A 24,620-nucleotide genomic window follows, 5' to 3' on the forward strand; every position below is an offset into this window, starting at 1 on the left:
CTGATATTATGGGCTATTTTTAGCCTGTTATGGGTTGTCAGTCCCAATAACAGGCAATCAATCTCTGTGGGTTTATTTTCAATGCCAGTCTTTTGCGACACCCTCTTTACGGCGGGGAGCAGTCACCTGAGGTGTATTATGGCTACTTCCACAACGCGTTTTGAGGCGCGCATGAGTCCTGATCTACATGCCCTGATTAAACGTGCCGCTGAAATTCAGGGACGTACTATGACTGATTTTGTCGTGTCTGCTGCACAAGATGCCGCGCGGCGCGCGATTGAGCAATCAGAGGTACTCCGTTTGTCTCTGGCTGATCAGACGTGTTTTGCGCAGGCGTTACTGAATCCACCGGAACCTACTCCGGCGCTTGAGCGTGCATTTGCACGTCGCCGCTCTCTGTTACGATCAGAATGAGTTCCATGATGTTTAATGTTATGCAACTCAACGAAGAACACGATCGTGATTCATTCTACAGTGGTTCAGAACCTCTGGATGGTTACTTTCAGAGACAGGTTGGTCAAGATGTTAGGCGCCGCGTAGCAGCTTGTTTTGTTGCGCTTCATGATCACCGTGTGGCTGGATATTATACTCTGGCTGCTGCCAGTATACAGTTGACCGACCTCCCGGTGACCATGATCAAGAAACTACCACGATACCCAACAGTGCCGGCAGTGCGGATGGGGGGGTTAGCCGTTGATCGGGCATTCAGAAATCAGGGATTAGGTGGAGCGTTGCTGGCCGATGCTCTTGAGAGAACCATTCGTTCCGAAATTGCGTCTTGTGCACTGTTTGTTGACGCAAAAGATGATAATGCAGCGCAATTTTACCAGTATCACGGTTTTATTGCTTTACCCGATTCGCCATTTAACTTATTCCTCCCTCTAACGGCGGTGAATAAAAAGGAGAAAAAATAAGAAGTTCACCTGTGATAGCGCTGAATGAACAAGTTTATTGGCTATTTTTGCAATAGTTTTGTTCAACGCTTGAATAACCATTGCAGCAATGAAATGGGAATGATACAACCGATATATCAGATTCTTAATTGTTATCAATCATTGTTATTTCGTCAGATTAAGGTGAGGTAAATGAATCAGGTATATAATTTCAGTTCGGGTCCCGCTATGCTGCCGGTTGAAGTATTGCGTAGAGCAGAACAGGAACTGTGCAACTGGCAGGGCATTGGGACTTCGATTATGGAGGTTAGTCACCGTGGGAAGGCGTTTGTCGCGGTGGCAAAAGAAGCAGAAAATGATCTGCGAGATTTATTGTCAGTCCCTGAAAACTATAAGGTCTTGTTTTGCCATGGTGGTGCCCGCGGTCAATTTGCTGCTATCCCAATGAACCTGCTGGGTAACAAGGTTAAAGCTGATTATATTGATGGTGGTTATTGGGCTGCATGTGCCGTTAAAGAAGCAGAAAAATACTGCACGCCGAATGTGATTAATATTAAAACTGAGATTAATGGCTTGAAAAGCATTAAGCCAATGAGCGAATGGGTATTGAGTAATGATGCAGCATATGTTCATTATTGCCCAAATGAGACCATTGATGGGATCGAAATTCATCAAGAACCGGATTTTGATGATAACAAAGTTGTTATTGCTGATTACTCTTCCTCGATACTTTCCAAACCACTGGATGTCAGCCGTTACGGTATGATTTATGCGGGAGCGCAGAAAAATATTGGTCCTGCGGGTCTTACTCTGGTTATTGTTCGTGAAGATTTATTAGGTCAAGCCCGTCAAGAAATCCCGTCCATTCTTGATTATGCTGTTTTGGCAAAGAATGATTCCATGTTCAACACGCCGCCAACTTTTGCCTGGTATCTCTCGGGTCTGGTCTTTAAGTGGCTGAAAGAGCAGGGGGGATTACAAGAGATGGCAAAACGTAATCAGGCTAAAGCTGAGCTGCTTTATAATGCTATTGATAACAGTGATTTCTATCGTAACCAGATTGCCCCTGAAAATCGTTCTCTGATGAATGTACCGTTCCAAACGGCAGATGCTTCACTGGATAACAAATTTCTGACAGAAGCGGATGCACAAGGATTGCAGGCACTGAAAGGGCACCGTATTTCCGGCGGTATGCGCGCTTCTATTTATAATGCTATGCCGATAGAAGGTGTGCGGGCTTTGGTCGATTTTATGGCTGATTTTGAGCGCCGTAACGGTTGATTTGTCAACTTTAACCGGGAACATGTGTTCCCGGAATATTCAGTGCTAGCAATATTTCCTCAAACATATAGAGGTATATACCCTGTGGATTTCAAGATGGATCGCGACGGCAAGGGAGCGAATCCCCGGGAGCCTAGATAACTCTGTGACCGGGGTGAGTGCAGCCAACAAAGAGGCAACTTGAAAGATAACGGGTATAGAATAATTTAATCAACAACCGGAGATCTTGTTGTTTATGCAATCCCTGACGCTACAACCTATTTCCTCCATTAATGGAACCATTAACTTGCCAGGGTCAAAAAGTGTTTCCAACCGCGCATTATTACTGGCGGCTTTTGCTGAAGGTACAACCTGTCTGACTAACTTGTTGGATAGTGATGATATCCGCCATATGCTCAATGCATTGACTGAGCTAGGTGTTAGTTATCGTTTGTCTGATGATCGTACCCGTTGCGAAGTTGACGGTATGGGTGGATTGATTACGGGTAAAGGGCCGGTAGAGCTGTTTCTGGGTAATGCTGGGACGGCAATGCGCCCACTGGCCGCCGCCTTATGCCTTGGCAAGAATAACATTATTCTTACCGGTGAACCTCGGATGAAAGAGCGCCCAATTGGTCATCTTGTCGATGCTTTGCGCCAAGGTGGAGCAGAAATTGATTATCTGGAACAAGAAAATTATCCACCGTTACACATTCAAGGCGGTTTTATCGGCGGTAAAGTCACCGTAGATGGTGGTGTTTCCAGCCAGTTTCTCACTGCATTACTGATGACCGCACCATTGGCAGAAAATGATTGTGAGATTCATATTCAGGGTGAATTGGTTTCTAAGCCTTATATTGATATCACTTTGGCATTAATGAAAAGCTTCGGTATTACCGTCGGGCACGATCAATATCAGGTTTTCTATATTAAAGGCCAGCAAAAATACCGCTCTCCGGGTCATTATTTGGTTGAAGGTGATGCCTCTTCTGCTTCTTATTTTCTGGCGGCAGCAGCAATTAAAGGAGGTACTGTGCGCGTGACCGGGATTGGTAAATACAGCCTTCAGGGAGATACCAAATTTGCCAATGTATTGGAAAAAATGGGCGCGAAAATTCGCTGGGGTGATGACTTTATTGAATGTGAACGTGGCATATTGACTGGCGTTGATATGGATATGAATGAAATCCCCGATGCGGCAATGACAATCGCAACGGCTGCATTATTTGCGCAGGGGGAAACAGTGATTCGCAATATATACAACTGGCGGGTAAAAGAAACCGATCGGCTTCATGCAATGGCAACTGAATTACGTAAAGTTGGTGCTGAGGTAGAAGAAGGGCGAGATTACATCCGAATCACACCACCACAAAGAATATTACCTGCGGAAATTGGTACTTATAACGATCACCGGATGGCAATGTGCTTCTCATTGGTGGCTCTGTCTGATACACCGGTTACTATTCTCGATCCAGGTTGTACAGCAAAAACTTTCCCTGATTATTTCAATCAATTGGAAAGATTGAGTCAGCGTAAGTCATAATCATTGATGATTATGACTCAATCAAGCACATTTCTTTGATCGAAACCAAGAATGTGCTTATTCCGATCACCCTCTGAGTGAGTATAATAAGCTACAGATATTGATTGTTTTATTGAGTAAGATTCAGCATTCGGCGAAGAGTGAATTTGCCATGCTAAAGGAGAACAATAATGGTGGCGATAGCCCCAGTGATAACTGTTGATGGGCCAAGTGGTGCAGGTAAAGGAACTTTATGTCAGGCATTGGCAGAAGCTTTAGGCTGGCAATTACTTGATTCCGGTGCTATTTATCGAGTATTAGCGCTGGCAGCGATTCATCATCAGGTGGATATTCGGTCCGAAGATGCATTAGTTCCTCTGGCTGCTAATCTTGATGTACGCTTTGTCCCGGAAAAAGGGGAGCTCAGTGTGATACTCGAAGGCGAAGATGTCAGTAATGAAATCCGTACTGAAACGGTCGGAAATACCGCTTCGCAGGTAGCCGCTTTCCCACGGGTTCGTGAAGCGTTATTACGGCGCCAGCGTGCTTTTCGGGGTGCACCGGGTTTGATTGCTGATGGTCGTGATATGGGAACCGTTGTATTTTCTGATGCGCCAGTGAAAATATTTCTTGATGCAAGTGCAGAAGAACGCGCGCGCAGACGTATGCTACAGTTGCAGGAAAAGGGCTTTAGTGTTAACTTTGAATGTCTTTTGTCCGAGATACAGGAGCGTGATTATCGTGACCGTAATCGGGCAGTTGCACCATTAGCGCCCGCAGAAGACGCATTAATACTGGATTCAACCAGTATGTCTATCGAAGAAGTTATCGATAAAGCGCTAAGTTATGCGAAAAAAATTCTTTCATTACCTAAGCGATTTTAAGTTTTTAGCTTATAATTGAGGGTGATGTACTAAAAATTAGGTATGTAGGTTAATAAAATTTTCTGCATACCAGGCAACCTTGTAACAGGGAATTGTGGCAAGGCATGTAAAACAACCCCATTCGGCTGGAGGCTAAGTGGACGTTAAATTAAAACTCTTGAAGACCATTAACATGACAGAATCTTTTGCTCAACTCTTTGAAGAATCCCTGCAATCTATCGAAACTCGCCCGGGCGCTATTGTTCGCGGTGTAGTTGTCGCTATCGATAAAGACGTTGTACTGGTTGATGCAGGTCTGAAATCAGAATCTGCTATTCCTGTAGAACAGTTTAAAAATGTTCAGGGTGAGCTGGAAATCCAGGTTGGTGATGAAATTGATGTTGCACTGGATGCTGTAGAAGATGGTTTCGGTGAAACTGTACTGTCCCGTGAGAAAGCAAAACGCCATGAAGCATGGTTGATGCTGGAAAAAGCTTACGAAGACGCAGAAACAGTTACCGGTATTATCAACGGCAAAGTGAAGGGCGGCTTTACAGTCGAACTGAACGGTATCCGTGCATTCCTGCCTGGTTCTCTGGTTGATGTTCGTCCAGTTCGTGATACTACTCACCTGGAAGGTAAAGAGCTTGAGTTTAAAGTCATCAAGCTGGATCAGAAACGCAACAACGTAGTTGTTTCCCGTCGTGCTGTTATCGAATCTGAAAACAGTGCAGAACGTGATCAACTGCTGGAAAACCTGCAAGAAGGTATGGAAGTTAAAGGTATCGTTAAGAACCTGACTGACTACGGTGCATTCGTTGATCTGGGCGGCGTTGATGGCTTACTGCACATTACCGATATGGCTTGGAAACGTGTTAAACATCCAAGTGAAATCGTCAATGTGGGTGATGAAATCACAGTTAAAGTACTGAAATTCGACCGTGAGCGTACCCGTGTATCTCTGGGCCTGAAACAACTGGGCGAAGATCCTTGGGTAGCTATCGCTAAACGTTACCCAGAAAGTACTAAACTGACTGGCCGCGTAACTAACCTGACTGATTACGGCTGCTTCGTAGAAATCGAAGAGGGCGTTGAAGGTCTGGTACACGTTTCAGAAATGGATTGGACCAACAAAAACATCCACCCATCCAAAGTTGTTAACGTTGGTGATGTTGTGGAAGTTATGGTTCTGGATATCGATGAAGAACGTCGTCGTATCTCCCTGGGTCTGAAACAGTGTAAAGCTAACCCATGGCAGCTGTTTGCTGAAACTCACAACAAAAATGACCGCGTTGAAGGCAAGATCAAGTCTATCACTGACTTCGGTATCTTCATTGGTCTGGATGGCGGTATTGACGGCCTGGTTCACTTGTCTGACATCTCCTGGAACGTTACCGGTGAAGAAGCAGTTCGTGAATACAAAAAAGGCGACGAAATTGCCGCTGTTGTTCTGCAAGTTGATGCAGAGCGTGAGCGTATCTCTTTGGGCATCAAACAATTGGCGGAAGATCCATTCAATAACTACCTGTCTGTAAACAAGAAAGGTGTTATTGTTACTGGTAAAGTCACCGCAGTTGATGCTAAAGGTGCGACAGTAGAACTGGCTGACGGCGTTGAAGGTTATCTGCGTGCATCAGAAGCTTCTCGTGACCGTGTTGAAGATGCAACTCTGGTTCTGAACGTTGGCGATGCAGTTGAAGCTAAATATACTGGTGTTGATCGCAAAAACCGCGTAATCAACCTGTCTGTTCGCGCTAAAGACGAAGCTGACGAAAAAGATGCTATCGCTTCTGTGAACAAACAAGAAGATGCGAACTTTGCTAACAATGCAATGGCTGAAGCTTTCAAAGCAGCTAAAGGCGAATAATTTAAGTGATAACGATGGATAACACATTAGTGTGTTATCCAAACGGTAGTTTAGGGAGGTACTAATGACCAAGTCTGAATTAATTGAAAGGCTTGCTGGCCAGCAATCTCATATTTCGGCCAAGACCGTTGAAGATGCAGTGAAAGAAATGCTCGATCATATGGCTGAAACTTTGGCAGATGGTGAGCGGATAGAAGTGCGCGGATTCGGCAGTTTTTCTCTTCACTACCGTGCTCCGCGTGTAGGTCGTAACCCTAAAACGGGTGATAAAGTGGAATTGGAAGGTAAATACGTTCCTCATTTTAAACCCGGTAAAGAGTTACGTGATCGCGTAAATATCTACGATTAAGTTTGAAGATAACGAGTTATTACTTATTTTTAATTTCAAACAGCACCTTTGGGTGCTGTTTTTATTAATAGTTCAGCTTTTTGGTCAGCATTTTGATTTACTTAAAGCTCATGTATAAGAAAATCTCAGATTAAATAATGTTATTGAATATGAAAAGAAATATAGCCCAAGTATAATCAAAGTGACACCGCTGGCATAATTAATAAACTTGATAACACGATAATTAAGCATTTTTTTGGAGAAAAATATAATGGTGTTAATAAATGCAACCCAAAAAATAACACCAATAATTGTTCCCGATGCACCGATAGCTAAACCGTATTTGTCTGATGTAATATTGTTGAGTTGTGCACTTACAGATAACCAAAAGATAATATTGTAGGGATTTAATAGTGTTAACAATACACCATCAAAAAACTGTCTATGATAGGGAGTGGAGATGATATTGATATTTTCTTCATTTTTCCTATTTATAAAGCTGATAATACCAAACCAAATTACCATTAATGCACCTAAAAAACCAAAAATAGGCATAAAAATAGTATTAGAAAACAATTGTAATATACCAAATCCTAAAAGTAATAAATAAATTATATCAGCAAAACAAGCACCTAAACCAAAAACCACTGCATGAAGACAACTGATATTCAAGTGCCTGCGCATAATTTCTATATTTATAGGACCAACGGGAGCCGCAGCTCCCAGACCTAAAAGAAAAAATGTCCCTAATGTACTCATTACAGCGATCATATAGTTAATTCCATAACATTAGATGTTTATTTAGTGATAATCCTATAAAGCTTTGCAATGATATTCTACACCCGTCAGAAAAACTGCGAATTGCATGAGGTTTCCGGGTATTTATTATTATTAAATCCCCTTGTTCTGGTTTTATGAGAATGGACTGCGGGAGAGAGCCTCGCCAATCATATTCTGGATTGTCTTCAATTAATTCGGTGATAGGAATAGCAGGGACATCCCACAGCTCTAGCTCTCCTCCATTTGTCGGTGTTTTTATGTATATATTCACAGAGAATTGACCCAGTAAATTGATGGATTGTTGTTGAAGGCCATCAAAATGAGGTTGTTTTTCAACCATGAAAGAGCGTTCGGGCCTTCTCATAACCCTGGCAATCCCAGCATGCATCTTTTTACCTTCAAAATTTGCGATACTGGCTCCGGCAGACCACACTTCATCCAACTCTAGACGGAATTTGTCGAAAGGCGCTAGCAATGGGGCACAGAAATTTCTGACGTCTCTTATTGCGGATAATGCATTATCAAAATATTTTTTATAACTATCGCTATCTTTGGATTTGCCAAAAGTTGTGTTGTAAGAAACGCCGATTCTATCAACACCATAATCAACTAAAACAATATCATCTCCTTTTTTCAAGTCATGAGGGTGACATTCCAGATTTTTATGGGAGAGAAAAAAATCAGAGAGTTTGTTTGCAAGATGACTATCTACATACTGTTTTATATGAATTGCTAACGCTTCATTATTAAATAACTTAGTAAGATCATGTTCTCGTAAAGAATCTGATACAATTATTTCATTGTTCATAAAAACCACCTTGTTATATCTAACATGATTTTAGATGATTTTTTCCACATAGAACGTGCTGGAAAATATTTTCAATATTCTATATGAAGTAATAATATTTAATCAATGTGATTTTAATTCTAAAAATTAGATGTGAATTTCAATTGATTTAACTAATTTAATATAATATCTGGAAATAACAATTTCAAAAAGAAGTTAATTTAATATTCAATTGTGATGATAAATAGATGATGTGATTTCTTTCGTGAATTATTTATGGTTTAGATTGTGCGTTTTTATACCCAATAGATTTCAATTTGCAGCGTGGCGGCAAGAGAACGCATCCCCAGGAGTATAGATAACGATGTGACTGGGGTAAGTGAACGCAGCCAACAAAGCAGCAGCTTGAAGGATGAAGGGTATATCTGTAATGCGGGCATGATATCGCGATATATTTTACTTGATACTTTTGTCGAATATAAAGAAGAAAAATAAAAAACAATATGCTCGCATCAGTAAAAAACTCATCATATAACTAACTTGAAATTCACGTAAAAAATATTTTGCGAAGCGGCTCGCATTAGTTTTTGAAATTTTTCTTAATATAAAATTAATTTGTGAAGGTGTTTGATAATTCTTTAGGTGCTTATGGCTGCTTTGGAAAAGATAAGGAATACTCTGTTGCGAAAATAAAAGGGTAAGGATGAATAAGGATGTGGCTTTCAGTTTTGATAAACAGGATAACGATAAATTGGAAGCAACCGATTCCGGTAATCAGCGTTAATCAGGCTGCGATAGCAATTATTATCGGTATTATACCCTTGCTTTTTTTGCCTGAATTACCCCAGAAATGGCAAATTATTACATTTTTGTTATTGGCTCTATTCTGTTTATTTTTGCCATTTTGTATTTGCCGGATGATCTCAATTTCATTGCTGGCATTTCTGCTAGGGTGTTGGCAGGGAAATCATCTGCTTGAACAAATAATCTATCTTAGTGAGAGAGGACATATATCGCAGGCTATTATTGAAAGCTTGTCGTTGGGTGATGAGGGAAAAAACAAAGTTCTTCTTCGCCTGATTAAAACGGAAGATAAAATTATTTTTCCGCCGCTGTATGTCTCTGCTTATTGGGATTTTCCCTCTGACACTTTGTGTGCTGGTCAAAAATGGCAGTTAAACATGAAATTACGACCTGTTCATAGCCAGCTAAATCAAGGTGGTTATGATAGTCAGCGTAGAGCATTGGCTATTCGTCAACCTCTGACAGGAAAAGTGATCCATGCTGAATTAATTGATGAAAAATGTAATTTACGCCAGCAATTGGTCAGTAATATTGCGCCGGCTATTCGTGAGTTAAAACATAGTGGCATTGCAATGGCATTAGCCTTTGGTGAGCGTCAATGGTTGAGCAAGGAGAATAATTTATTATTACAGCAAACAGGCACGGCGCATCTTATGGCGATTTCAGGGTTACATATTACTGTTGCCAGTATGTTTGGTTGGTGGATGGCAAGATTCTTGCAACTCTTTTTTCCTATCCATTGGATAGGGCACAGATTCCCACTGATCTCTGGCTGGATAGTCGCAATGATTTATGTATGGCTATCGGGTTGGGGTATTCCGGCTATTCGCGCCTTACTGGGTTTGACACTTTGGCTTTATTTACGTTATAGAAATATTCTGTGTTTCCCTTGGCAATGGGCATTGTGGACTGCTGCAATTATTCTGTTATTTGATCCTCTGACCGTGCTTTCTGACAGCTTTTGGCTCTCTTTCTTTGCCGTGATGGCGCTAATGTTCTGGTTTCGCTGGGCACCGTTGGTTGAACCATTTCGTTATGGTTGGAAATGGTTGTGGCTGCGTGGGTTATATATGCAAATGGGCATGATGTTGATGCTTATTCCCCTCCAACTATTATTGTTTCATGGCGTTAATTTTTCCGCTCTATTTGCTAATTTCTGGGCAGTGCCAATCATCTCTTTTATTACTGTTCCGTTGATCATGTTGGCATTAATCAGCGCTTTTTGTCCTTTTATTCACGCTTTACTATGGCAATTGGTTGATTATTCTGTGACTTTCTCTTTGATCCCTTTGCCTGTTTTGCAACAGTCATGGAGTGAAACGGGTGGTTTTCCCATCTTGATAACGTTTATTGGCTGGTTTGTCGTTATTATCTGGCGATTCGCTTGGTGGCAATCATATAAGTTACTGATTGGCATTTTTTTAGGTGTCATGCTCTGTTATTTGAGGCGTAATGAAGAATATCTGTGGCGATTTTCTATGCTGGATGTTGGGCATGGGCTTGCTGTTCTCATTGAGAAAGATGGCAAGGCGTTGATTTTTGATACCGGTAATCGCTGGGAAACGGGCAGTGTGGCTGAGAGAATGATAATTCCTTATTTGCGCTGGCACAGATTAACGCTGGAGCAAATTATTATTAGTCATAATCATCTGGACCATACCGGTGGGTTGGAATTCTTACAACGGAAATATCCTGATATTGCTGTCAGAAGTCCTTTAACCGACAATAAACATCTTCCCTGTATACGCGGTGAACAGTGGCAATGGCAAGGATTGAGCTTCCGGGTATTATGGCCGCCAGAAAGGGTAGTGAATGCGGGTAATAATGAATCCTGTGTCATTCGTGTAGAAGATGGTAAACATAGCGTGTTGCTGACCGGGGATCTGGAAAAACAGGCGGAATATAAGCTACTGGGAATAGAAAAAGACAATTTAAGATCGACAATATTGCAGGTTCCACATCATGGTAGTAATACCTCATCTACAGCTGCCTTTATTCACACGGTTGCTCCACAATATGCATTTGCTTCTGTCGCACGTTATAGCCCATGGCGGCTTCCGTCGATTAAGGTACAACGACGTTATCGCAAAGCCGGGGTGGAATGGCGTAGTACCTCAGTATCCGGGCAGATAACCGGTTGTTTTTACAGCGATCACGTTGAGATTATCGGATACAGACAACAAATTATGTCACGCTGGTATCATCAGTGGTTTGGTATTCGAGGCGATCATGAGTAGAATAACCTGCTATTTCTTTTGGTGTTGGTAACTCAATAATGAATGATAAAGACCTTTCTACCTGGCAGACGTTTCGCCGACTATGGCCAATCATTTCTCCGTTTAGGATTGGGCTGATAGTTGCTGCGGTTGCACTAATTATTAATGCTGCCGGTGATACATTAATGCTTTCATTGCTTAAGCCTTTACTGGATGAAGGTTTCGGCAAAGCAAGCACTGATGTACTGAAATGGATGCCGCTGATCGTGATTGCTCTGATGGTTATGCGTGGGCTATCCGGGTTTGTATCAAGTTATTGTATCTCTTGGGTCTCCGGTAAAGTGGTGATGCAGATGCGCCGTCGTCTGTTTGGTCATATGATGGGGATGCCGGTATCATTTTTTGATCAGCAATCCACTGGCACTCTGCTTTCCCGTATTACTTACGATTCTGAGCAGGTGGCTTCTTCCTCTTCTAGTGCATTAATTACCGTGGTTAGGGAAGGGGCATCAATTATCGGTCTGTTTATTTTGATGTTTTACTATAGCTGGCAATTATCTCTGATCCTGATTGTGATTGCGCCGATAGTCTCATTGGTTATTCGCTCGGTATCAAAGCGGTTTCGCAATATCAGTAAAAATATGCAGAACAGCATGGGACAAGTGACTGCCAGTGCTGAGCAGATGCTGAAAGGGCACAAAGAAGTGTTGATTTTCGGTGGGCAAAAAGTAGAAACCGAACGCTTTAATAAAGTCAGTAACAATATGCGTCAGCAAGGCATGAAGATGGTTTCTGCTTCATCGATTTCTGATCCCATTATTCAGCTTATTGCTTCATTTGCTTTGGCTTTCGTCCTGTATGCAGCAAGTTTTCCGGAGATTATGGATACACTGACTGCGGGTAAAATTACCGTGGTATTCTCATCAATGATTGCGTTGATGCGTCCGTTAAAATCTTTGACTAATGTTAACGCACAATTCCAGCGTGGCATGGCGGCCTGTCAGACTCTGTTTGCTATTCTGGATATGGAGCAGGAAAAAGATGAAGGCAAATTGGAGCTTAAAAAAGCGGACGGTAATATTGAATTCCGTAATGTGACTTTCTGTTACCCGACTAAAGAACTGCCAGCGTTACAAAACATTTCTATACATATTCCGGCTGGAAAAATTGTTGCTTTAGTTGGGCGCTCTGGCTCGGGTAAATCCACAATAGCGAATTTGCTGACTCGTTTTTATGATGTCAATGAAGGCAGTATTCTGCTTGATGACCATGATTTACGGGAATATACGCTTTCTTCTTTGCGCGGACAGGTTGCTCTGGTATCGCAGAATGTGCATTTGTTTAATGACACGGTAGCGAACAATATTGCTTATGCCAGTGAAAACCAATATAGCCGTGAAGAGATTGAGCGGGCGGCTGAAATGGCTTATGCAATGGATTTTATCAGGAAACTGGATAACGGCCTGGATACCATGATTGGTGAAAATGGGGTGTTGCTTTCTGGTGGTCAGCGTCAACGTATTGCTATCGCGCGTGCTTTATTGCGTGATTCTCCGGTTCTTATTCTTGATGAGGCAACTTCGGCACTGGATACTGAATCCGAGCGGGCAATTCAGGCGGCATTGGATGAATTGCAGAAGAATAGAACTTCACTGGTGATTGCACATCGTCTGTCAACCATTGAGAAAGCCGATGAAATTCTGGTTATTGAAGATGGGCATATTGTTGAACGAGGTAATCATCTCTCTCTGCTGGAGAAAAATGGCGTTTACTCACAACTACATCGGATGCAATTTGGGCAATGATTGAGCGCATATGGTCAGGCCGCTCATGGCTTTATTTGCTGTTGTTACCTTTTTCAGCCCTTTATGGGCTGATAAGTGGATTACGGCGGTTGAGTTATAAAATTGGGCTGAGTAAGTCTTGGAAAGCGCCTGTACCTGTTGTGGTCGTGGGTAATTTGACTGCCGGAGGTAATGGTAAAACTCCGGTAGTTATCTGGCTGGTGGAACAGTTACAGAAAAAAGGCTATCGGGTTGGTGTTGTTTCTCGCGGTTATGGTGGTAAAGCAGAAAATTACCCTTTGCTGGTGACTGAAAATATCACAACGGCTCAAGCAGGTGATGAACCTGTGCTGATTCATCGTCGTACTGGTTCACCTGTGGCGGTTGCTCCAAGGCGGGTTGAAGCAGTAAAAGCATTATTGGCAAGTACACCACTGGATATCATCGTTACTGATGATGGTTTACAGCACTATGCTTTGCAACGGGATTTTGAAATCGCTGTGATTGATGGTGTGCGCCGCTTTGGTAATGGTTGGTGGCTGCCGGCTGGTCCGATGCGTGAATTATCTGGGCGATTGAATACGGTTAATACCATTATTACAAATGGTGGTACGCCTCAGTCAGGCGAATTATCCATGACATTAGCTGGTGGGCTGGCGGTGAATATGGTTAGTGGTGAAAAGCGAATGGTGAACCTTATACCTGATGTTGTTGCTATGGCCGGAATTGGGCATCCGCCACGGTTTTTTGCTACTCTGCAACAGTTAGGTGCTGACTTACAAAAAGAGTGTGCGTTTGCCGATCATCAAATGTACACCAAAGATCAATTGAACCATCTGGCTGATGCAAACCAGAATTTACTCATGACGGAAAAAGATGCAGTTAAGTGTTTTAATTTTGCTCAGTCCAATTGGTGGTACTTACCGGTAGATGCTCAATTACCGCAGGAAAAGGGGCAAGTGATGTTGGATAGCATCTGTTCACTATTATCCGTTAGTAAATTGTCCGTCAGTAAAAAAACTGAGTAAATTTCAAAAGTATGCAGTGACTGCTCTGCTGGTTGGGCTTTTTACGATAACCTCATTTAGATAAGAATTTCTAATGTTTTTGCTGAGTTATTCTTTGCCAATTTATACAATTTTAATAGTTGCTCCCAGATTTATTTGATTTTCTGCTATTGTTGAATGATATTAAAATTATCCATTGTGGCGGAGTGGCTGAACAACCGTTTTGTGTAGTTGATTCAAATTGTATAGTTGATTCAAATTGTATAGTTGATTCAGGCAGTCGCAATGTTGGCGGGATACTTGTTTGTATCCAATTACTCAAGCAAATGCACTACTCAAGTTAAGGGTATTTTAAGTATTGAAATGGAGATGGAGCTTTATTCGAAAACTTAATAAAGAGTAGCAAACATCAAAAACAATAGATTGAATTATTGTGAGATGAACAGAAGGGAAAGTTATCATGACATTACAATTACAAATGGGCAGAGTAAAATGGTTTGATGAGAATAAAGGATATGGTGTTATTTCTCCACAGGATGGCGGGCAAGACATATTTGTCAGTAGAAAAGCGATTGCCAATACAAAAAATAAATCACTTACAGAAGGGCAGAATGTAGAGTTCTCAATTATTCGCAACGGTTATAGTTTAACCGCAGCAGATGTGATTGCATTCTAGTTCTCTATCTTATGGAGTTATTTTATTGTTATTCTTTAATAAAGAAGGAGCTTGAGCCATGTTTCGGACAAAGGCAATAGCTCTTTTTGAAGGTACTTTCGGTGAGTCCGGAGGGAGAACGAAGTGTGTCATTATTTCACATATCACGTTTGCGCTCCGGTTTCTCGCTGCTTGTGGTTTGTGTTCACGATTTGTTAACTAGCATGGTTTGCACCCAATATCTCTCCTGAGATAGTTCTAAATCTTCAACAAATTACCCTATTTGAATTCTTGTGGATAATATTGGGAAAAGGATCGAAAGATCAAATAACAAGAGTTAACGATGATACCGGGCTTATGTTATTCTGAGCCGTATTGAATCAAGGCTCCATAATTGGAGGATGTATGGATCACCGTTTACTCGAAATTATTGCTTGCCCTGTATGTAACGGAAAACTCAGCTACGATAAAGAGAATTTCGAACTTATCTGTAAGCTAGATCGACTTGCGTTTCCTGTGCGAGATGGCATTCCAGTCCTGTTAGATCACGAAGCTCGTGAATTACCTCTGGATGAGGAAAGATAAAGTATGTTCACAGTTATTATTCCTGCCCGCTTTGCTTCGACCCGCTTACCCGGAAAGCCATTAGCCGATATTCACGGCAAGCCAATGATTGTTCGTGTGATGGAGCGGGCTATACGCTCCGGTGCTAAACGCGTTATTGTGGCGACGGATAATCACGACGTTGTTTCAGCGGTTGTTGCTGCGGGGGGAGAGGCTTGCCTGACCAGTGCGAATCATCATTCTGGTACTGAACGGTTAGCGGAGGTTATCGACAAATATCAGTTCGCCGATGATGAAATTATCGTTAACGTTCAGGGAGACGAGCCGTTAATTCCTGAAGAGATTATTAAGCAGGTTGCAGAGAATTTGGCGGGTTGCAAAGCGGGAATGGCAACTCTGGCCGTCCAGATTGATAATGCAGAAGAAGCTTTTAACCCTAATGCCGTGAAAGTGGTGATGGATAAACAGGGTTATGCACTCTATTTCTCTAGGGCGACGATCCCGTGGGAGCGTGATCGTTTTATTCAATCGCGAGAAACGATTGGCGAGAATTTCCTGCGTCATATAGGTATTTATGCCTATCGTGCGGGTTTTATCCGTCGTTATGTACAATGGGAGCCGAGTCCATTAGAGCAGATTGAAATGCTGGAGCAATTACGAGTGCTTTGGTACGGCGAAAAAATTCATGTGGGAACAGCACTGAAAGCACCGGGAGCGGGGGTTGATACTCCAGAAGATTTAGCCGCAGTCAGAAAGGCATTGACTGAAATTTGATTACTGGTTTGAACCTATCCCAATAGATTTCAATTTGCAGCGCGGCGGCAAGAGAACGCATCCCCAGGAGCATAGATAACGATGTGACTGGGGTAAGTGAACGTAGCCAACAAAGCAGCAACTTGAAAGATGAAGGGTATATTCTTTGATTAACGAAAGCGCGGCATTAATTAATTGCGCTTTCGTTTCTCCCCGTTTTTCAGGAAATGGTTTACGGATCAAGTTGTGAATTTACCGGCTGAGAATTATCTGATTTTTTGGGAGGCTCTGAATCTCTCGATGGTTTAATACGTTGCCAGATAGTGCCTAACGTTTCATACCATGCCCGTTCTGAATGAGACAGATAATAAGCAGATGGCAGGTATTTTTCCCAGGGATGTAACGGTGAAGTGATCGCTAACTGATTTGCTGGGCCGGGAATGGGATTTAGCCCTTGTTGTTGAAAGAAAGTGATTGCCCGCTGCATATGATTGGCGGAGGTAACTAGAATAAAAGAGTGCTTACCAATTAATTTTTCAACTTCATTGGCTTCCTGTTCAGTATCCATGGGTTCTGTTAGTGCAATTGTATCCTCGGCGGGTACGCCGAGTGATTGTGCGACTATAGCGGCGACTTCCGCGCTGCTTTTAGAATTCGTTCCTTTACCTCCGGTAAAAACCATTTTAGAACCGGGATTGAGGTGATATAAACGGATACCTTCTGTTACCCGAGGCAAACTGTTGCTGAGTAAGTTTGAACTGGGTGCCCAATTTGGGTTATAAGTGAAGCCACCACCAAGAACTACGATATAATCAACCGGTGGATTGATGTCACTAGGCTCAGATTGATAACCTTTAGCATAAGTTGATTCCAGTGGTAACAGCAGCTTATCGGCAATGGGTTGCAGGCTTAGCAGAAGCAGCGCAAGCCAACTCAATGTGAGAACGGTTTTTCCTGTTTTTTGCCAACGGGTAAACCACAACAATAATAAGGCAACAAGTGAAATCAGTAATATTAATGATAGAGGCATCACCATTGCCCCCAAGTACTTTTTGAATAAGAATAGCATTTATTTGCCTTAATTTGGTTGAGTTTTAACCATATGGCCCACGATTTGTAGTCAAAAGTGGTTATATCAATGAATGCTGTGCCAAAATAGCAGCTAGCATAATGAAATCTCAACAGATAAATCAGATTTATTCCATTAGTGAGGCAGTTTTTCATGCGGGATCGCAATTTCGATGATATTGCAGACAAATTCTCTCGTAATATTTACGGCACAACCAAAGGTAAAATCAGGCAAGCCGTTGTCTGGCAGGATATCAGCGAATTACTGGCTCAATTACCTCAACGTCCATTGCGTATTTTAGATGCAGGTGGCGGTGAGGGTAATATGGCATGCCAATTAGCTGAATTAGGTCATCAAGTGATACTTTGTGATTTATCAGAAGAGATGATCCAACGAGCAAGGCTGGCCGCAGAAGAAAAAGGGGTCAGCCAAAATATGCGATTTATACAACGCCCGGTACAGGAAATTAGCCAATATATAGAGCAGCCGGTAGATTTGATATTATTCCATGCGGTATTGGAATGGATTACCGAACAGAAATATGTAATAGAAGTGTTAACGAATATCATTAATCCTGGCGGTGCTTTGTCTTTAATGTTTTACAATGCTAATGGCTTGGTAATGCGTAATGCTATTTTAGGTAATTTTCATTTAGCGACACCCAATATGCAACGTCGCAGAAAACGTTCATTGTCTCCGCAAAATCCATTAGCACCTGAACAGGTATATCAATGGCTTGCTGAATTAAATTTGGCAATTATCGGTAAAACGGGTGTACGGATTTTTCACGATTATTTGCAAAGTCGTCAATTACAGAATGAGAACTTTCCGGCGTTGTTGGCATTAGAACAGCGTTATTGCCGACAGGAACCTTATATCAGTTTGGGGCGCTACATTCATGTCATGGCCCGCAAGCCAGCGTTAAAGGAAGAATTATGAGTGAGTATTCCCAGACTGTCCCGGAATTAGTGTCTTGGGCGAGGAAAAATGATTTTTCCATTTCATTGCCGGCGGAAAGATTAGCTCTTCTGATGGCAATTGCGGTGTTGAATAGCGAACGCCTTGACGGTGAGATGAGCGAAGGAGAACTGGTTGATGCTTTTCGTGAAGTTTGCAAAGGATTTGAGCAGACCACAGAATCGGTCGCGGTGCGGGCTAACAATGCTATCAATGATATGGTGCGGCAGAAACTTCTCAACCGTTTTACCAGTGAACTGGCAGACGGTAATGCAATCTATCGTTTAACCCCGCTTGGTATCAGCATCAGTGACTACTACATCCGCCAGCGGGAATTTTCTACCTTACGTCTTTCGATGCAACTTTCGATTGTAGCAAATGAGTTACATCGGGCGGCAGAGGCGGCGGAAGAAGGGGGAGATGAATTTCACTGGCACCGGAATGTTTTTGCCCCGCTGAAATATTCGGTTGCAGAAATCTTCGATAGTATTGATATGTCCCAGCGAGTGATGGATGAGCAGCAAAACTCGGTTAAAGAAGATATTGCGGCGTTGTTGAATCAAGATTGGCAGGCAGCGATTGCCAACTGTGAGCAACTGTTATCCGAAACATCCGGTACATTGCGGGAACTCCAGGACACACTAGAAGCGGCTGGAGATAAACTCCAGGCTAATTTGCTGCGTATTCAGGATGCGAATATGGACAGTGGCGGATCAGAGCTGGTGGATAAACTGGTATTTGATCTGCAAAGTAAGCTGGACCGTATTATCAGCTGGGGTCAGCAGGCGATTGATTTATGGATCGGCTACGACCGTCACGTTCACAAATTTATCCGTACTGCGATTGATATGGATAAAAACCGTATTTTCTCTCAGCGCTTACGTCAATCAGTTCAACACTATTTTGATAACCCGTGGACCCTCATTGTGGCTAACGCGGAGCGTTTGCTGGATATGCGGGATGAAGAATTGACGTTATCCAATGAAGAAGTTACCGGTGAATTGCCGTTAGAACTGGAATATGAAGAATTCAGTGAAATAAACGAACAACTGGCAGAAATGATTGAAAAAGCGCTGTTGATATATCAGCAGGAACAACGCCCACTGGATTTGGGTGCGGTGCTAAGGGATTATCTTGCTCAGCATCCGCTTCCTCGTCACTTTGATGTGGCACGTATTTTGGTGGATCAAGCTGTACGGTTGGGTGTGGCAGAAGCAGATTTCTCTGGGTTGCCAGCGGAATGGTTAGCGATTAATGATTACGGAGCCAAGGTGCAGGCACATGTCATCGACACATATTGAACAATTTATGCCGGTTAAACTGGCACAGGCGTTAGCCAACTCACTTTTCCCGGAACTGGACAGCCAGCTTCGCGCGGGTCGTCATATTGGGCTGGATGATCTTGATAATCACGCTTTTCTGATGGATTTTCAGGAGCAATTGGAAGAGTTTTACGCCCGCTATAATGTGGAGTTGATCCGTGCACCAGAAGGTTTCTTCTATCTGCGGCCTCGTTCAGCCACATTGATCCCGCGCTCAGTATTATCAGAGCTGGATATGATGGTAGGAAAAATCCTCTGTTATCTCTATCTCAGCCCGGAACGTCTGACTAATCAAGGGATTTTTACTTCTCAGGAGCTATATGAAGAGCTGATCTCGCTGGCTGATGAGGGCAAACTGATGAAGTTTGTCAACCAGCGATCCTCCGGTTCCGACTTGGATAAACAGAAATTGCAGGAAAAAGTGCGTACTGCGCTTAATCGCCTGCGTCGTTTGGGCATGGTCTATTTCCTGCCAAATGACAATAGCAAATTTACCATCACTGAAGCGGTATTCCGTTTTGGTGCAGATGTACGTAGTGGCGACGATCCTCGTGAAGTACAACTGAGGATGATCCGTGATGGTGAGGCAATGCCGGTTGAAGGCAGCTTGTCGCTTGATGACAGTGAAAATGATGAAACACCGGATAGCTCAGCAGAGGGTGCGGGAGATGAACAACCATGATTGAACGCGGTAAATTTCGTTCACTGACGCTGGTTAACTGGAATGGTTTTTTTGCCAGAACTTTTGATCTTGATGAACTGGTAACAACCTTATCAGGCGGTAATGGTGCGGGTAAATCCACCACCATGGCAGCTTTCGTCACCGCATTGATCCCTGATTTAACCTTGTTGCATTTCCGTAACACCACCGAAGCTGGTGCCACTTCCGGTTCCCGTGATAAAGGGTTGCATGGCAAGTTGCGTGCCGGGGTCTGTTATTCAACGCTGGATGTGATTAACTCCCGTCATCAGCGGGTGGTGGTCGGGGTGAGATTGCAACAGGTGGCGGGTCGTGATCGCAAAGTTGATATCAAACCTTTTATGATCCAAGGATTGCCAACTGCTATCCAACCTACTCAGTTACTGACTGAAAATGTCGGTGAAAGACAGGCGCGTGTATTGCCGTTGAATGAACTGAAAGACCGTCTTGATGAAATAGAAGGTGTGCAGTTCAAGCAATTTAGCTCCATCACGGATTACCATGCCTTGATGTTTGATTTGGGCGTTATCCCCAAACGCCTGCGTTCAGCGGGTGATCGCAGTAAATTCTATCGTCTGATCGAAGCTTCCCTGTACGGCGGTATTTCCAGCGCCATTACCCGTTCCCTGCGTGATTACCTGTTGCCGGAAAACAGCGGTGTTCGGAAAGCATTTCAGGATATGGAAGCGGCATTGCGCGAAAACCGCATAACGCTGGAAGCTATTCGAGTCACCCAATCTGATCGTGATCTGTTCAAACACTTGATCACCGAAGCAACTTCTTACGTGTCAGCTGACTATATGCGCCATGCCAATGAGCGGCGCACTTATCTGGATCAAGCACTGGCATTGCGGGGTGAACTGTTTGGTAGCTACAGACAACTGGCAACTGAGCAATATCGCCATGTTGAAATGGCGCGGGAGTTGGCTGAGCAAAATGGCGCCTCCTCCGATTTAGAAACGGATTATCAGGCTGCCAGTGATCATCTAAATCTGGTGCAGACCGCCATGCGCCAGCAGGAAAAGATTGATCGTTATCAGGTGGATCTGGAAGAACTTTCCTATCGTCTGGAAGAACAGACCGAAGTTGTTGAAGAAGCCGGCGAGCTTCAGGCTGAGTATGAAGCCAGAGCGGAAGCAGCTGAACAGGAAGTGGATGAGCTGAAAAGCCAGTTGGCTGATTATCAGCAGGCACTGGATGTTCAGCAAACCCGTGCTATTCAGTATCAACAGGCGTTACAAGCGCTGGAGCGCGCCCGTGAACTTTGTCAGCTACCGGATCTTGCCGCCGATAATGCAGAAACATGGCTGGAAACTTTTCAGGCTAAAGAGCAGCAGGCGACAGAAGCTCTGTTGATGTTGGAACAGAAATTAAGTGTGGCAGATGCGGCTCATAATCAGTTCGAACAGGCGTATCAACTGGTTAAAAGTATGGTTGGTGAAATCAACCGTAGTGAAGCCTGGCAGAGCGCTCGTGAATTGCTGCGTGATTGGCCGTCACAGCGACATCTGGCGGATCGCGTTCAGCCGTTTCGCATGCAGTTGGCTGAACTGGAGCAGCGCTTGAACAACCAACAAAATGCGGAACGTTTATTAAGCGAATTTTGTAAACGTCAGGGACAGCAATATCAGGCTGAAGATCTGGAAGGATTACAAAATGAACTTGAAGCCCGGCAGGAAGCATTAAGTTTAAGTGTCAATGAAAGCGGTGAGCGTCGTATGGAAATGCGACAGGCGCTTGAACAGCTAAAACAGAAAATTCAGTCACTGACTGCCCGCGCCCCGGTCTGGCTGGCTGCGCAGGATACCCTGAACCAACTGTGTGAACAGAATGGTGAAGCGCTGGCGAGCAGTAATGACGTGACGGAATATATGCAGCAGTTGCTTGAACGTGAACGTGAGGCAACGGTAGAGCGTGATGAAATTGCGGCGCAGAAACGTGAGTTGGAAAAGCAGATCGAGCGCCTCAGCCAGCCGAGTGGTGCGGAAGACAGCCGGATGATTGCCTTAGCGGAACGTTTCGGTGGGGTTTTGCTGTCAGAAATTTATGACGATATCACCATTGATGACGCGCCTTATTTCTCGGCCCTGTATGGGCCAGCGCGTCACGGTATTGTGGTGCCCGATCTTTCTCTGGTTCGTCCACAGCTTGAAACGCTGGAAGATTGCCCGGAAGATCTCTATCTCATTGAAGGTGATCCTCAATCCTTTGATGACAGCGTATTTAATGCCGAAGAGCAGACAAATGCGGTATTGGTTAAATCTTCTGACCGCCAATGGCGTTATTCTCGTTACCCTGAATTGCCGTTGTTTGGCCGTGCTGCCAGAGAAAATCGTTTAGAAGTTTTGAATTTGGAGCGCGATACCTTGGCGGAGCGTTATGCCACGCTCTCTTTTGATGTACAGAAAATTCAGCGTGCTCATCAGGCGTTCAGTCAGTTTGTCGGTAAACACCTCTCTGTGGCATTTGATACCGATCCGGAAGCGGAAATCCGTGAACTAAGGCAGCGTCACACGGAACTGGAACGTGAACTATCCCGGTTTGAAGATCAAACCCAGCAACAGCGTCAGCAATATACTCAGGCTAAAGAGAGCCTGACGACATTAAATCGCCTAATCCCTCAAGTTACGCTATTGCTGGATGAAACCTTAATCGATCGCGTAGAGGAAGTACGTGAAGAGCTGGACGAAGCACAGGAAGCGGCCCGTTTCCTACAACAGCATGGTTCGGCGCTGGCAAAGTTGGAACCGATGGTTGCGGTTCTGCAAAGCGATCCACAGCAACATGAGCAGTTGCAACGGGACTATGAAATCGCCAAACATAGCCAGCATCAAGCTAAACAACAGGCATTTGCGCTGGTGGAAGTGGTACAGCGTCGAGCGCATTTTAGCTACAGTGATTCTGCGGGTATGCTCAACGAAAATGCGGATTTGAATGACAAACTGCATCAGCGTCTGGAACATGCAGGATCGGACCGCAGCCGCGCCCGCGAACAACTGCGTCAACAGCAAGCGCAGTATTCCCAATTTAACCAGGTGCTGGCCTCCCTGAAAAGCTCTTATGAAACCAAACAAGATATGCTGAAAGAGCTGGAACAGGAGATGAAAGAGATTGGTGTTCAAGCGGATGCGAATGCTGAAATTCGTGCCCGTGAGCGCCGTGATCGGCTCCATGAAGCGCTCAGCACTAACCGTTCAAGAATCAACCAGCTTGAGAAGCAGATCGCTTTTTGTGAAGCAGAGATGGAAAGCTTGCAGAAAAAACTGCGGAAACTGGAACGCGATTACCATCAAATCCGCGAGCAAGTGGTTGCGGCTAAATCGGGTTGGTGTGCAGTAATGCGCATGGTGAAAGACAATGGCGTTGAGCGTCGTCTGCATCGTCGTGAACTGGCTTATATGGAGGGGGACGCGTTACGTTCCATGTCGGATAAGGCGTTGGGTGCATTGCGTCTGGCGGTGTCTGATAACGAACATCTACGTGATGCGCTGCGTTTATCCGAAGATCCAAAACGTCCTGAACGTAAGATTCAATTCTTCATTGCGGTTTATCAGCATCTGCGTGAACGTATTCGTCAGGATATTATCCGCACTGACGATCCGGTTGATGCCATTGAACAGATGGAAATTGAGCTGGCTCGTCTGACAGAAGAGCTGACAGCCCGCGAGCAGAAATTAGCTATCAGTTCGAAGAGTGTGGCGAATATTATCCGCAAAACCATTCAGCGCGAGCAGAACCGCATCCGCATGCTGAACCAAGGGTTACAAGCAGTCTCCTTTGGACAAGTTCGTGGTGTGCGGTTGAATGTCAACGTGCGTGAAAGCCACGCGCTATTGCTGGATGTGTTGTCTGAACAGCAAGAACAGCATCAGGATCTCTTTAACAGCCAGCGATTAACCTTCTCGGAAGCAATGGCAAAACTTTATCAGCGCCTGAATCCGCAAGTAGATATGGGGCAGCGCTTACCGCAAACCATAGGTGAAGAGTTATTGGATTACCGTAACTACTTGGAACTGGATGTTGAAGTTAACCGTGGATCGGATGGCTGGTTAAAAGCAGAGAGTGGGGCGCTATCGACAGGTGAAGCGATCGGTACTGGCATGTCGATTCTGGTGATGGTGGTACAGAGTTGGGAAGAAGAATCTCGCCGTTTGCGTGGTAAAGATATTTCCCCTTGTCGGTTGTTATTCCTTGATGAAGCGGCGCGTCTGGATGCTAAATCCATTGCCACTCTGTTTGAACTATGCGAACGACTGCAAATGCAGTTAATTATCGCTGCCCCGGAAAATATCAGCCCTGAAAAAGGGACCACTTATAAACTGGTGCGTAAGGTATTTAAAAACCACGAACATGTGCATGTGGTTGGGCTGAGAGGATTTGGGCAGGATGTTCCGGCAACTCAATTGATTTCAGATGTTACTGCTTAATTAAATGGGTGACTTGCGATAGCCATAAAAATAAAGAGAGTGCGCCACGGATGGCGCAACAG

At 43.9% G+C, this 24,620-nt stretch carries 21 protein-coding genes; 18 read left to right on the top strand and 3 right to left on the bottom strand.

Features of this window, described 5'->3' with window-relative positions; all coding sequences use genetic code 11:
* Positions 1-138: 138 nt before the first annotated feature.
* The 7 genes from AM629_RS13945 to ihfB all read left to right on the top strand — a co-directional run bounded on the left by AM629_RS13945 (position 139) and on the right by ihfB (position 6,754).
* Positions 139-414, top strand: coding sequence for a type II toxin-antitoxin system TacA family antitoxin (locus AM629_RS13945; protein ID WP_054479892.1), 276 nt, complete (start codon positions 139-141; stop codon positions 412-414).
* 8 nt (positions 415-422) lie between these two features.
* Positions 423-914 carry a GNAT family N-acetyltransferase gene (locus AM629_RS13950; protein WP_200905769.1) on the top strand — a complete coding sequence of 164 codons (492 nt, stop codon included), beginning with the start codon at positions 423-425 and terminating at the stop codon, positions 912-914.
* A gap of 171 nt (positions 915-1,085) precedes the next feature.
* On the top strand, positions 1,086-2,174 hold the full coding sequence (serC, locus tag AM629_RS13955; RefSeq protein ID WP_054479894.1) for a 3-phosphoserine/phosphohydroxythreonine transaminase: 1,089 nt from the start codon (positions 1,086-1,088) through the stop codon (positions 2,172-2,174).
* Positions 2,175-2,409: 235 nt separating this feature from the next.
* Complete coding sequence (gene aroA, locus AM629_RS13960; protein ID WP_054479895.1) at positions 2,410-3,696, top strand: 3-phosphoshikimate 1-carboxyvinyltransferase; 1,287 nt, start codon at positions 2,410-2,412, stop codon at positions 3,694-3,696.
* A gap of 170 nt (positions 3,697-3,866) precedes the next feature.
* Positions 3,867-4,559 carry a (d)CMP kinase gene (gene cmk / locus AM629_RS13965; protein ID WP_054479896.1) on the top strand — a complete coding sequence of 231 codons (693 nt, stop codon included), beginning with the start codon at positions 3,867-3,869 and terminating at the stop codon, positions 4,557-4,559.
* A 172-nt stretch (positions 4,560-4,731) separates the two neighbouring features.
* Positions 4,732-6,405 carry a 30S ribosomal protein S1 gene (rpsA, locus tag AM629_RS13970; protein ID WP_054479923.1) on the top strand — a complete coding sequence of 558 codons (1,674 nt, stop codon included), beginning with the start codon at positions 4,732-4,734 and terminating at the stop codon, positions 6,403-6,405.
* Positions 6,406-6,469: 64 nt separating this feature from the next.
* Positions 6,470-6,754, top strand: coding sequence for an integration host factor subunit beta (ihfB, locus tag AM629_RS13975; RefSeq protein ID WP_036774195.1), 285 nt, complete (start codon positions 6,470-6,472; stop codon positions 6,752-6,754).
* Between the two features lie 108 nt (positions 6,755-6,862).
* On the opposite strand, the gene AM629_RS13980 is transcribed toward ihfB, so the two are convergent.
* Positions 6,863-7,504: a LysE family translocator gene (locus tag AM629_RS13980; RefSeq protein WP_054479897.1), complete on the bottom strand. Its 642-nt coding sequence runs from the start codon at positions 7,502-7,504 to the stop codon at positions 6,863-6,865.
* Between the two features lie 4 nt (positions 7,505-7,508).
* Entirely contained in the window at positions 7,509-8,321 is an 813-nt protein-coding gene (locus AM629_RS13985) for a 2OG-Fe(II) oxygenase family protein (protein ID WP_054479898.1), read from the bottom strand.
* Between the two features lie 345 nt (positions 8,322-8,666).
* Here AM629_RS13985 and AM629_RS25020 point away from each other — a divergent pair, with 345 nt between their 5' ends.
* The 7 genes from AM629_RS25020 to kdsB all read left to right on the top strand — a co-directional run bounded on the left by AM629_RS25020 (position 8,667) and on the right by kdsB (position 16,104).
* Positions 8,667-8,795, top strand: a complete 129-nt coding sequence (locus tag AM629_RS25020; protein ID WP_262499926.1) for a hypothetical protein — start codon at positions 8,667-8,669, stop codon at positions 8,793-8,795.
* A gap of 218 nt (positions 8,796-9,013) precedes the next feature.
* Complete coding sequence (locus AM629_RS13990) at positions 9,014-11,341, top strand: ComEC family protein (protein ID WP_149616547.1); 2,328 nt, start codon at positions 9,014-9,016, stop codon at positions 11,339-11,341.
* A 35-nt stretch (positions 11,342-11,376) separates the two neighbouring features.
* Entirely contained in the window at positions 11,377-13,125 is a 1,749-nt protein-coding gene (gene msbA, locus AM629_RS13995; protein ID WP_054479900.1) for a lipid A ABC transporter ATP-binding protein/permease MsbA, read from the top strand.
* Positions 13,122-14,132 carry a tetraacyldisaccharide 4'-kinase gene (gene lpxK, locus AM629_RS14000; protein WP_054479901.1) on the top strand — a complete coding sequence of 337 codons (1,011 nt, stop codon included), beginning with the start codon at positions 13,122-13,124 and terminating at the stop codon, positions 14,130-14,132. Before msbA ends, lpxK begins: the two co-directional genes overlap by 4 nt.
* Before the next feature lie 439 nt (positions 14,133-14,571).
* Positions 14,572-14,787, top strand: coding sequence for a cold-shock protein (locus AM629_RS14005; protein ID WP_054479902.1), 216 nt, complete (start codon positions 14,572-14,574; stop codon positions 14,785-14,787).
* Positions 14,788-15,171: 384 nt separating this feature from the next.
* A complete protein-coding gene (locus AM629_RS14010) occupies positions 15,172-15,351 on the top strand; it encodes a Trm112 family protein (RefSeq protein ID WP_054479903.1) in 180 nt (59 codons plus the stop codon).
* Between the two features lie 3 nt (positions 15,352-15,354).
* Complete coding sequence (kdsB, locus tag AM629_RS14015) at positions 15,355-16,104, top strand: 3-deoxy-manno-octulosonate cytidylyltransferase (RefSeq protein ID WP_054479904.1); 750 nt, start codon at positions 15,355-15,357, stop codon at positions 16,102-16,104.
* Positions 16,105-16,315: 211 nt separating this feature from the next.
* Here the strand turns inward: kdsB and elyC are convergent, their stop codons facing one another.
* Positions 16,316-17,152, bottom strand: a complete 837-nt coding sequence (gene elyC / locus AM629_RS14020; RefSeq protein ID WP_054479905.1) for an envelope biogenesis factor ElyC — start codon at positions 17,150-17,152, stop codon at positions 16,316-16,318.
* 153 nt (positions 17,153-17,305) lie between these two features.
* On the opposite strand from elyC, the gene cmoM reads away from it, so the two are divergent.
* The 4 genes from cmoM to mukB are packed head-to-tail and all read left to right on the top strand — an operon-like array spanning position 17,306 to position 24,558.
* Positions 17,306-18,091, top strand: a complete 786-nt coding sequence (gene cmoM, locus AM629_RS14025) for a tRNA uridine 5-oxyacetic acid(34) methyltransferase CmoM (RefSeq protein WP_054479906.1) — start codon at positions 17,306-17,308, stop codon at positions 18,089-18,091.
* On the top strand, positions 18,088-19,410 hold the full coding sequence (gene mukF / locus AM629_RS14030; protein WP_054479907.1) for a chromosome partition protein MukF: 1,323 nt from the start codon (positions 18,088-18,090) through the stop codon (positions 19,408-19,410). Before cmoM ends, mukF begins: the two co-directional genes overlap by 4 nt.
* Positions 19,391-20,113 carry a chromosome partition protein MukE gene (gene mukE, locus AM629_RS14035; RefSeq protein WP_054479908.1) on the top strand — a complete coding sequence of 241 codons (723 nt, stop codon included), beginning with the start codon at positions 19,391-19,393 and terminating at the stop codon, positions 20,111-20,113. Before mukF ends, mukE begins: the two co-directional genes overlap by 20 nt.
* Complete coding sequence (mukB, locus tag AM629_RS14040; RefSeq protein WP_054479909.1) at positions 20,110-24,558, top strand: chromosome partition protein MukB; 4,449 nt, start codon at positions 20,110-20,112, stop codon at positions 24,556-24,558. The genes mukE and mukB overlap by 4 nt, the downstream gene beginning before the upstream one ends.
* Positions 24,559-24,620: the final 62 nt, after the last annotated feature.

Source organism: Photorhabdus heterorhabditis (genome assembly GCF_001280945.1).
Classification (GTDB): domain Bacteria; phylum Pseudomonadota; class Gammaproteobacteria; order Enterobacterales; family Enterobacteriaceae; genus Photorhabdus; species Photorhabdus heterorhabditis.

Coding starts and splice junctions, on each gene's coding strand:
- rpsA (WP_054479923.1), top strand. CDS start 4,732: ATGACAGAATCTTTTGCTCAACTCTTTGAAGAATCCCTGCAATCTATC.
- mukB (WP_054479909.1), top strand. CDS start 20,110: ATGATTGAACGCGGTAAATTTCGTTCACTGACGCTGGTTAACTGGAAT.
- ihfB (WP_036774195.1), top strand. CDS start 6,470: ATGACCAAGTCTGAATTAATTGAAAGGCTTGCTGGCCAGCAATCTCAT.
- elyC (WP_054479905.1), bottom strand. CDS start 17,152: ATGCTATTCTTATTCAAAAAGTACTTGGGGGCAATGGTGATGCCTCTA.
- AM629_RS14010 (WP_054479903.1), top strand. CDS start 15,172: ATGGATCACCGTTTACTCGAAATTATTGCTTGCCCTGTATGTAACGGA.
- cmk (WP_054479896.1), top strand. CDS start 3,867: ATGGTGGCGATAGCCCCAGTGATAACTGTTGATGGGCCAAGTGGTGCA.
- AM629_RS13950 (WP_200905769.1), top strand. CDS start 423: ATGTTTAATGTTATGCAACTCAACGAAGAACACGATCGTGATTCATTC.
- cmoM (WP_054479906.1), top strand. CDS start 17,306: ATGCGGGATCGCAATTTCGATGATATTGCAGACAAATTCTCTCGTAAT.
- AM629_RS13980 (WP_054479897.1), bottom strand. CDS start 7,504: ATGATCGCTGTAATGAGTACATTAGGGACATTTTTTCTTTTAGGTCTG.
- AM629_RS13985 (WP_054479898.1), bottom strand. CDS start 8,321: ATGAACAATGAAATAATTGTATCAGATTCTTTACGAGAACATGATCTT.
- AM629_RS13945 (WP_054479892.1), top strand. CDS start 139: ATGGCTACTTCCACAACGCGTTTTGAGGCGCGCATGAGTCCTGATCTA.
- serC (WP_054479894.1), top strand. CDS start 1,086: ATGAATCAGGTATATAATTTCAGTTCGGGTCCCGCTATGCTGCCGGTT.
- lpxK (WP_054479901.1), top strand. CDS start 13,122: ATGATTGAGCGCATATGGTCAGGCCGCTCATGGCTTTATTTGCTGTTG.
- AM629_RS13990 (WP_149616547.1), top strand. CDS start 9,014: ATGTGGCTTTCAGTTTTGATAAACAGGATAACGATAAATTGGAAGCAA.
- AM629_RS14005 (WP_054479902.1), top strand. CDS start 14,572: ATGACATTACAATTACAAATGGGCAGAGTAAAATGGTTTGATGAGAAT.
- mukF (WP_054479907.1), top strand. CDS start 18,088: ATGAGTGAGTATTCCCAGACTGTCCCGGAATTAGTGTCTTGGGCGAGG.
- aroA (WP_054479895.1), top strand. CDS start 2,410: ATGCAATCCCTGACGCTACAACCTATTTCCTCCATTAATGGAACCATT.
- kdsB (WP_054479904.1), top strand. CDS start 15,355: ATGTTCACAGTTATTATTCCTGCCCGCTTTGCTTCGACCCGCTTACCC.
- mukE (WP_054479908.1), top strand. CDS start 19,391: ATGTCATCGACACATATTGAACAATTTATGCCGGTTAAACTGGCACAG.